Genomic DNA, 10,627 nt, shown 5'->3' with positions numbered 1-10,627 from the left:
CACCACGACGCTCCAGGCTCTCCTCGATCACCACGACGTCCTGCGGCTGCGGACCACCCGGATCGACGGCCGGCCCTGGAACCTCACCGTCCAGCCCAGAGGAGCCGTCGACGCCGCGCGGATCCTGCGCCACGTCGACACCACCGGTGTCCACGGGGACGAGCTGCGCGGCCTCATGGCCAAGGAGACCAAGCCCGCGCAGGACGCACTGGCCCCCGACGACGGCGTCGTGCTCCAAGCCGTCTGGTTCGACGGGGGCCCGGACACCGAAGGCCGACTGCTCCTGATGGCACACCACCTCGTCGTCGACGGTGTCTCATGGCGCATCCTCCTCCCGGATCTCGCCACCGCGCACGACGCGGCCGAGGCAGGCCGGGAGCCGGACTTCGGACGGGCCGGCACCTCGTACCGCGCCTGGGCGCGGGGCCTGGTCGAGGCCGCCTCCACCGAGGCCCGCACCGCGGAGCTGGACGTCTGGACCGCCATGCTCGGGACCGAGGACCCGCAGCTCGGCAACCGCCCCCTCGACCCCCACCGGGACACCGCCGCCACCAGCCGCGCGCTCTCCGTCGAACTCCCGGCCCACATCACGGAGCCCTTGCTCAGCACCGTCCCCGCCACCTTCCACGCGGGGGTCAACGACATCCTCCTCACCGGCTTCGCGCTGGCAGTCGCCGACTGGCGGCGCCGCCGCGGGCAGGACACCACCGGCACCCTCATCGACCTGGAGGGCCACGGCCGCGAGGAACTCGTCCCCGGCGCCGACGTCTCGCGCACCGTCGGCTGGTTCACCAGCCTCTACCCCGTCCACCTCTCCCCCGGCATCGCCGGAACCGACTGGGAGGAGGTCTGGGCCGGCGGCCCCGCCGTCGGCAACGCCGTCAAGAGCATCAAGGAGCAGCTGAGGGCCCTGCCCGACAACGGCGCCGGCTACGGACTGCTGCGCCGTCTCAACCCCGATACCGCGGCCACCCTCGCCGCCTTCCCCGCTCCGCAGATCAGCTTCAACTACCTCGGGCGCTTCGAGCTGTCGGAGCAGAGGAGCGGCCACGCGGCGACGGCCGCCTGGTCTCCCGCTCCGGAGGCCGACAGCGGGGTGAGCGGTGGCAGTGACAGTGGGATGCGCCTCAGGTACGCGTTCGTCCTCAGCGCCGCGGCGATCGACGGACCCGACGGTCCCACGCTGTCGGCCGACTGGTCCTGGCCGCGGGAACTGATCGCCGAGGAGGACGTCCGCGACCTGGCGGAGACCTGGTTCCGCGCCCTGGAGGCGATCGTCACTCACGCCGAGGGACCGGGCGCCGGCGGCCACACCGCCTCCGACTTCTCCCTCGGAGGCCTGTCGCAGGACGAAATCGACGAGTTCGAAGACGACCTCCGGCTCTGAGCGGAGATCACTAGATGCCGAAGGAAAACGCGATGAAGAAATCCGGGCTCGAGGACGTCCTCCCGCTCTCGCCGATGCAGCAGGGGTTGCTGTTCCACTCGATGTACGACGAGGACGGCGCCGACGTCTACACCATCCAGCTCGACTTCGCTATCGAGGGCGCGCTGGACACCGAGGCGCTGCGCGGTGCCGCCGCCGGCGTGCTCCGCCGGCACGCCAATCTGCGGGCCGGGTTCCGGTCCCGTAAGAACGGCGAGCCGGTCCAGGTGATCGCCCGCCAGGTGGAACTGCCCTGGGCGGAGGCGGACCTGAGCGGTCTGTCCGACACCGAACGTGAGCGGGAGCTGGCCCGGCTGATCGCCGACGACCGGGCCCGTCGGTTCGATCTGGCTCTTCCCCCGCTCATGCGTTTCACCCTCGTCACGGTGGGGCGGGACCGCTACCGGTTCCTCGTGACGCACCATCACATCCTCCTCGACGGCTGGTCCTTCGCCCGCGTGCTGGGCGAGCTGTTCGAGCTGTACGGGACACGCGGTGACGACACGGGGCTGCCCCGGGTGACCCCTTACCGCGAGTACCTGGCCTGGCTGGGCCGACAGGACCGCCCGGCCGCCGAGGCGGCCTGGCGGCAGTCGCTGGCGGGCCTCGACGAGCCTTCGCTGCTCGCCGCCGCCGACCGGAGCGCGTCGCTCAGCCGGGGGCAGCTCAAGGTGGAGCTGTCGGCGGAGCAGACCTCGGCGCTCGGCCGGGCCGCCCGGCGGGCGGGGGTGACGGTCAACACCGTGGTCCAGGCAGCCTGGGCCATGGTGCTGGGCCGGCTGACCGGGCGCGACGACGTGGTGTTCGGAGCGACGGTCTCGGGCCGGCCGGCGGACGTCCCCGGTGTCGAGTCGATGATCGGTCTGTTCATCAACACTCTGCCGGTGCGGGTCAGGATCGATCCCGCCGAGACGCTGAACGGCATGCTGGCCCGGATCCAGGACGAACAGTCCGAGCTGATGCCGCACCAGCACCTGGGGCTCAACGAGGTCCAGCGGCTGAGCGGACACGGTGAACTCTTCGACTCGATCCTCGTCTTCGAGAACTTCCCGGTCGATTCGCAGAGCCTCCAGAGATCGTCCGGTGCGCTCGGCATCGTGGCGAGCGAGAACCGCGACGACACCCACTACCCGCTCACCATCGCCGTCCTCGCCGGCGAGACCATGGAGCTCGATCTGGCCTACCAGCCGGATGCGCTGAGTCCCGACCTGGTCCAGTCGCTCGCCGACAGTCTCGTGCGCCTGCTGACGACGACCGGCGAGGACGCCGAACGCCCCGTCGGGCTGCGGCAGTTCGCCTCGCCCGAGCAGAACGCGCTGCTGCTGGCGCAGAGCACGGGGCCTGTGCTGGAGCTGCCGGCCGAGCAGACGCTGCACGGTCTGCTGGAGTCGCAGGCGGCTCTCACCCCGGACGCGACCGCTCTGGTGTGCGGTGCGCAGCGGCTGACGTTCGCGGAGCTCAACGGCCGCGCCAACCGCCTGGCCCGGCTGCTCGTCGGGCAGGGCGCCGGCCCCGACCGGCTCGTCGCTCTCTCACTGCCCCGCTCGGCGGACCTGGTCGTCGCCCTGTACGCGGTGCTGAAGTCCGGCGCCGCATACCTGCCGCTGGACCCGGAGTACCCGGCCGACCGTGTGGCGTATCTCTTCGACGACGCCGCTCCGGCGGTCCTGATCACCCTCGGCGGTACCGCGGCCGCGCTGCCTGACGCGGTGACCGGCACTCCGCGGGTCGTCCTCGACGACCCGGAGGTGGAGCGGACGCTGGCCGGTCTGCCGGACAAGGACCTGATCCAGGCCGACCGGATCGCCCCGGTGGGCGCCGAGCACCTCGCGTACGTCATCTACACCTCGGGGTCGACGGGCAGGCCCAAGGGCGTCGCGGTCGAGCACCGCAACGCCGTGAGCCTCTTCCACAGCCAGCGCGCACAGCTCTTCCGGCCCGGTTCGCAGGCCCTGGGCGGACGACCGGTACGGGCCGGGGTGACGGCCGCTTTCACCTTCGACGCGTCGGTGAACGGGCTTATCTGGATGCTGGACGGCCATGAGCTGCACGTCATCGACGACGAGGTGCGCCGGGACCCGGAGCAGATGATCGGCTACGTGCGGGGGCAGCGCCTCGACTTCGTCTTCTCCACTCCGACCTATCTGCGGCAGCTGCTGGCCGCCGGGCTGATGGATCCCGCGGAGCACCGCCCCCGCCTGCTGGAGATCGGTGCCGAGGCGACCGACGACGCCCTCTGGCAGCGGATGCGGGATCTGCCCGATGTCTCCGCCTACAACTACTACGGTCCGACCGAGTGCACCGTGGTCACGCTCTGCCTCCCCTTCGCGCAGAGCGAGAAGCCGCTGATCGGCAGTCCGCTGGGGAACACCAGGGCGTACGTCCTGGACAACCGGCTGAGGCTGCTCCCCGCGGGCATGGCGGGCGAGCTCTACATCGCGGGGCCGAACGTGACCCGTGGCTACCTGGGGCGCGCGGGTCTGACGTCCGAGCGATTCGTGGCGGACCCGTTCGGTGGTTCCGGCGACCGGATGTACCGCACGGGCGACGTGGTGCGCCGCACCGCGGACGGTCTGCTGGAGTATCTGGGACGCGCGGACGACCAGGTGAAGATCCGCGGCTTCCGCATCGAGCTGGGCGAGATCCAGTCGGTGCTGACCGGCCACGAGTCGGTCGCGCACGGCGCGGTGGTGGTACGGGAGGACCAGCCCGGCGTCAAGCGCCTGGTCGCCTATGTCGTCCCGGCGGGGACGGCCACCGACACCGAGGCGCTGCGCGCGCACGTGGCGGGACTGGTGCCGGAGTACATGGTGCCGTCGGCGTTCGTCCTCGTCGACGCCCTGCCGATGACCGCCAACGGAAAGCTGGACCGAAAGGCCCTGCCCGCCCCCGACTTCAGCCGCCGGACCGCCGGCCGTGGCCCGCGCGACGAGCGCGAGGAGCTGCTGTGCGGGCTGTTCGCCGAGGTGCTGGGGCTGACATCGGTCGGCGTCGACGACAGCTTCTTCGACCTGGGCGGCGACTCGATCATCTCCATCCAGCTGGTCAGCCGGGCGCGCAGGGCGGGTCTGACGCTGACCCCGCGCGACGTCTTCCGGCTGCGCACGGTCGAGGCGCTGGCCGCGGCCGCGACGTCCGTCGAGGACGCGCCCGCCGCACAGGCGGACGAGGACGACGGGGTCGGCGCGGTGCCGCTCACCCCGATCGTGCACCACCTGCGGGAGACCGGCGGCCCCGTCGACGGCTTCAACCAGGCGATGATGATGCAGGTTCCGGGCGACTACGACCTGGGCCTGCTCACCAAGGCGCTGCAGGCGGTCCTGGACCACCACGACGCGCTGCGGATGCGGCTGGAGAGGCCGGGCGACGGCACCTGGAAGCTGACGGTGCCGCCGCGCGGCACCGTGCGCGCCGAGGACCTGGTGCGCCGGGTCGACGCGACGGCCGTGCCGCTGAGCGAGGCCGCGCAGGCCGCGCAGGAGCGGCTGGCCCCGGGCGACGGGGTGATGGTCCAGGCGGTGTGGCACGACGCGGGTCGCCACACCCCGGGCCAGGTGCTGGTCATGGGCCACCACCTGGTGGTGGACGGTGTTTCCTGGCGCATCCTGATGCCCGACCTGGTCGCCGCCTACGAGGCCGTCGCCGCCGGCCGCGAGGCGGACCTGGAGCCGGTGGGAACGTCGTTCCGCGCCTGGGCCGAGGGCCTGCGGGAGGCCGCCGGGTCCCCGGAGCGCCTGGCCGAGCTGGACGTGTGGACGTCGATGCTCCAGGTGGAGAACCCGCTCCTGGGCTCCCGCCGGCTGGACCCGGCGCGCGACGTGGTGGCGACCTCGGGCGGACTGTCGCTCGCGCTGCCGGCCGACCTGACGGGCGTGCTGCTGTCCCGGGTCCCCGCGGTGTTCCACGCGGGTGTCAACGACGTGCTGCTGACGGGCTTCGCGCTGGCGGTCACCGACTGGCTGCGGCGTCGCGGCCAGGACGCGTCGGGCGCCCTGATCGACCTGGAGGGCCACGGCCGCGAGGAGCTGGTGCCGGGCGCCGACGTCTCCCGCACGGTCGGCTGGTTCACCAGCCTGTTCCCGGTGCACCTGGCGCCGGGTGTGGCCGAGGACGGCTGGGACGAGGTGTGGGCGGGCGGCGCGGCGGTCGGCAGCGCCCTCAAGACCGTCAAGGAACAGTTGCGGGCACTGCCCGACAACGGCGCCGGCTACGGCCTGCTGCGCCACCTCAACCCGGAGACCGAGGCGGTCCTGGCGGCCCTCCCGGTGCCGCAGATCGGCTTCAACTACCTGGGCAGGCTGGGCGGTGCGTCCTCCGACGAGGCGGGCGAGGGTGGCGGCCTGGGAGGCGCGGCCGACCCGCAGATGCCGTTGACGCACGTCCTGGAGCTCAACTCGATCGCGCAGGAGACCCCGGACGGGCCCACCCTGGTGGCCAACTGGTCGTGGGCCCGGGACCTGCTCACCGAGGCGGAGGTGCGCGACCTGGCCGAGACGTGGTTCCGTGCGCTCGGCGCCATCGCCGCGCACGCCGGGACACCGGGCGCGGGCGGTCACACGCCGTCCGACCTGCCACTGGTGCGACTGACCCAGCCGCAGATCGAGGAGCTGGAGGCTCGCCGGCCGCTCCTCGCGGACGTGCTGCCGCTCGCCCCGCTCCAGCAGGGTCTGCTCTTCCACGCGCTGTACGACCAGCGCGGGCACGATGTGTACACGGTGCAGTTCTCCTTCGAGATCAGCGGCGACCTGGACGGGGCCGCGCTGCGGCGGGCCGCGCGGACGCTGCTGCGGCGCCACTCCAACCTGCGGGCCGGCTTCCACACCCTGGACAGCGGCGAGGCCGTGCAGGTGATCCCGTCCGAGGTGCCGCTGCCGTGGACCGAGCTGGACCTGAGCGGGCTGCCGCAGGCGCGCCGCGACGCGGAACTGGCCCGCCACCTGGACGAGGACCGCAGCCGCAGGTTCGACCTGTCGGCTCCTCCGCTGGTGCGCTTCACCCTGGTCAAGCTGGCTCCGGGCGAGCACCTGTTCACCTTCACCAACCACCACATCCTGCTGGACGGCTGGTCCCTGCCGGTGCTGTTCGGCGAGTTGTTCACGCTGTACCGCAGGAACGGCGACGACTCCGGACTGACCCGCGTCGCGCCCTACCGGGACTACCTGTCCTGGCTGGAGAAGCAGGACCGTACCGCCGCCGTCAAGGTGTGGGAACGGGCCCTGGAGGGCTTTGAGGAGCCGGCTCTCCTCGCCCCGGTCGACCCCTCGCGCAAGCCCGCCGTGCCCGAACGGGTCTCCCGGGAGCTGGAGCCGGAGTTCGCGGCACTGCTGCGGGAGCGGGCCAAGGACCACGGTGTCACGGTCCACACGTACCTGGCGCTGGCCTGGGCCATCACGCTGGGGCAGCTGACCGGCCGGGACGACGTCGTGTTCGGCACGACGGTCTCGGGCCGCCCGCCGGAGCTCCCGGGCGTCGAGTCGATGGTCGGCCTGTTCATCAACACCCTGCCGGTACGGGTCGGGGTCGACGCGGACCGGACCGTGGGCGAGCTGCTGCGCGCCTTGCAGGACCAGCAGTCCGAGCTGATGGCGTACCAGTACGTGGGCCTCACGGACATCCGGGAGACCACCGGGCTCGCCGAGCTGTTCGACTCGATCCTGGTGTACGAGAACTACCCCGTGGACGACGACGCGATCGCCGAGTCGCTGGGCGGCCTCCAGGTGCGGGGCAAGGAGCCCCGCGACGCGACGCACTACCCGATGGGCCTCACCGTGATGCCGATCGGCGACCGGCTGATGGTGCGCGCCGACTACCGCGGCGACGTGTTCCCCGGGGACGCGGCCGCACGGGTCGTGGAGCTGCTGCTTCGGGTCGCGCGGGCGATGACCGACACGTCGCTGCCGCTACGCGGGCTGGACCTGCTCCCGGCCGATGAGCGTGAGCTGCAGCTCGGCCCGTGGAACGACACGGCCCGCGAGGTGCCGGACAAGGTCCTCACCGAACTGTTCGAGGAACGGGCGGCGGCCGCACCGGACGCGGACGCCGTGGTGTCGGGCGAGGAGCGCCTGACCTACGGGGAGCTGAACGAGCGCGCCAACCGGCTGGCCCGGCTGCTGCTCGCCCAGGGCGCGCGGCCCGGCGGCTACACGGCGGTGGTGCTGCCGCGCACCGTGGACCTGCTGGTCGCGCTGCTCGCGGTGGCCAAGACGGGCGCCGCCTACGTGCCGGTCGACCCGACCCACCCGGCGGAGCGCATCGGCTACATCTTCGACACCACGCAGCCGGTACGGGTCATCGCGGCGAGTTCCACGGCCGGGAAGCTGCCCGTCGCCGACGGCGAGCTGATCGTCCTGGACGACCCGGCGACGGCCGGCGAGCTGGCCGCGCTGGACGGTGCGGACCTGACCGCCGACGAGCGGCCCTGGCCGCTGCTGCCGTCCGCTCCCGCGTACGCCCTGTTCACCTCGGGCTCCACGGGTCGCCCCAAGGGCGTCGTGGTCACCGGGGCGAACCTGATCAACTGCCTGACGGGCATGCGCAGGTGGATCCCGCTGGAACCGGCGGACCGCTATCTGGCGCTGTCCACGATCGCGTTCGACTTCGCGGCCCTCGAGCTGTACCTGCCGCTGTTCTGCGGCGCGTCCACGGTGATCGCCACCACGGACGAGCAGCGCGACGCGGCGTTGCTGGGCGAGCGGGTGCGGCGCTCCGGTGTGACGGTGATGTCCGCGACCCCGTCGCTGTGGCAGAACATGGTCGCCGAGGTGCCCGACGCGATCCGCGGCGTCCACCTGATCGCGGGCGGCGAGGCCGTGCCGCCGGCGCTGTCGAAGGCGATGGCCGGGATCGGCTCGGTCGCCACCAATGTGTACGGGCCGACGGAGACGACGATCGTCTCCACCGTGTCCCGGCTGACCGAGGAGCCGGTGTCGATCGGCGCGCCGATCGCCAACACCCGTCTGTTCGTGCTGGATCCCCGGCTGCGGCTGCTGCCCGTCGGGGTGCCCGGCGAGCTGTACATCGCGGGTGACGGGGTGACGCAGGGCTATCTGGGCCGCCCGGCCCTGACCGCCGAGAGGTACGTCGCCCATCCGTACGGCGCCCCCGGTGAGCGCATGTACCGCACGGGCGACCAGGTGAGGTGGACCCCCGACGGGCGCCTGGAGTTCGTCGACCGCGTCGACCACCAGGTGAAGATCCGCGGCTTCCGCATCGAGCTCGGCGAGATCGAGAACGCGGTGGCCGCCCATCCGGCCGTGGGCCGCGTCTCGGCGATCGTCCGCGAGGACCGTCCCGGCGAGAAGCGGATCGTGGCGTACGTGGTGCCCGCGGACGGCGCGACGCGGCCGTCGGAGGAGCAGCTGCGGGCGGCGGCCGAACTGCTGCCGGAGTACATGCTGCCCTCGGCGTTCCTGGTGCTGGACGCGTTCCCGCTGTCGCCCAACGGCAAGCTGGACCGCAGGGCGCTGCCCGCTCCGGACTTCACCGAGCGGGCGACGTCGCGGGCGCCGCGCACCGAGCGCGAGGAGCGGCTCGCCGCGGTCTTCGCGGACATCCTGGGCCTGGAGGCGGTCGGCGTCGACGACAGCTTCTTCGACCTGGGCGGGCACTCCCTGCTCGCCACCCGGCTGGTCAGCCGGATCCGCTCGGTGCTCGACGTGGAGCTGGCGGTGCGCCAGGTCTTCGAGCGGCCGACGGTGGCGGGCCTGGCGCAGGCGCTCGACGCGGCCGAGAGGTCGCGCGGGGCGCTGGGCGTGATGGCGCGGCCGACGGAGATCCCGCTCTCCCCGGCGCAGCGCAGGCTGTGGTTCCTGAACCGCTTCGAGGGCCCGAACGCCACGTACAACATCCCGCTGGCGACACGGCTCGTCGGCGAGGTCGACGCGGACGCGCTGCGGGCAGCCCTCGGTGACGTGGTGGCGCGCCACGAGAGCCTGCGGACGGTGTTCCCCGACACCGACGCGCGGCCGCGCCAGGAGGTGCTGAGTCCCGAGCGGGCCGTGGTGGAGCTGCCGGTGGTCGACGTGACGGCCGGCAAACTGCGCGGCGCGGTATCCGCAGCGGCGGCGCACCCCTTCGACGTGTCGCACGAACTTCCTTTGATCGCCCGGCTGTTCCGGGTCTCGGACGAGGAGCACGTACTGCTCGTCGTGCTGCACCACATCGCGGGTGACGGCTGGTCGCTGACCCCGCTGTCGCGGGACCTCGCCGAGGCGTACGCGGCGCGGCGTGCGGGGCGTGCGCCCGAGTGGGAGCCGCTGCCGGTGCAGTACGTCGACTACACGCTGTGGCAGCGCCAGGTGCTGGGCGACGAGAGCGACCCGTCGAGCACGCTGGCCAAGCAGCTCGACTACTGGCGCACGGCGCTGGACGGTCTCCCCGAGGAGTTGCCGCTGCCCCTGGACCGGCCGCGTCCCCCGGTGGTCGACTACCGCGGCGCCACCCTGCCGTTGCGCTTCTCGCCGGAGGTCCACCGCAGGGTGGTGGAGCTGGCCCGCGAGTCGGGAGCCAGCGTCTTCATGGTGATGCAGGCCGCGGTCGCGGCGCTGCTGGGGAAGCTGGGTGCGGGAGAGGACGTGCCGGTCGGCAGCGTCATCGCGGGCCGCACGGACGAGGCGCTCGACGACCTGGTCGGTTTCTTCGTGAACACGCTGGTGCTGCGCACGGATCTGTCGGGCAATCCGAGCTTCCGCGAGCTGGTGGAGCGGGTGAAGGAGACGGACCTGGCGGCCTACGCCCACCAGGACGTGCCCTTCGAACGCCTGGTGGAGGAGCTGAACCCGGTCCGCTCGATGGCCAGGCATCCGCTCTTCCAGGTCATGCTGGTCTTCCAGAACAACGCGAGCGGGCGGACCGAGGTGCCGGGCGCCCGGATGCTGCCGTACGCGCTGGACACGGACACCGCCAAGTTCGACCTGTCCTTCCAGCTCGGTGAGCGGCTCGGTCCCGACGGCTCCCCGGAGGGCATCGAGGGAAGCATCGAGTTCGCGGTGGAGCTCTTCGACACGGACACGGTCGCGACGCTGGTGGCTCGTCTGGAGCAGTTCGTCGCCGCGGTGACGGCCGACCCGTCACGGAGCATCGGCGGCGTCGATGTGCTGACCGTGCGGGAGCGCGAGCGGGTCCTGGTGGAGTGGAACGACACCGCGCGTCCCGTCGAGCCCGTCACGCTGGCCGGTCTCTTCGAGGCACGGGCGGCGCGGA

Annotated in this window: 2 protein-coding genes; both read left to right on the top strand. The window is 72.5% G+C overall.

The window, feature by feature from the left end:
• The coding region (locus KUM38_RS29730; protein ID WP_254397979.1) for a condensation domain-containing protein at positions 1–1,387 on the top strand (1,387 nt) is incomplete at its 5' end.
• A gap of 32 nt (positions 1,388–1,419) precedes the next feature.
• Positions 1,420–10,627: non-ribosomal peptide synthetase (locus tag KUM38_RS29725; protein ID WP_217133796.1), on the top strand; the 9,208-nt coding region annotated here is incomplete at its 3' end.

This window comes from Streptomyces sp. AC558_RSS880, assembly GCF_019049255.1.
Lineage (GTDB): Bacteria > Actinomycetota > Actinomycetes > Streptomycetales > Streptomycetaceae > Streptomyces.
Note: the sequence above shows the minus strand (reverse complement) of the source record. Positions and strands in the feature narration are given on the sequence as shown.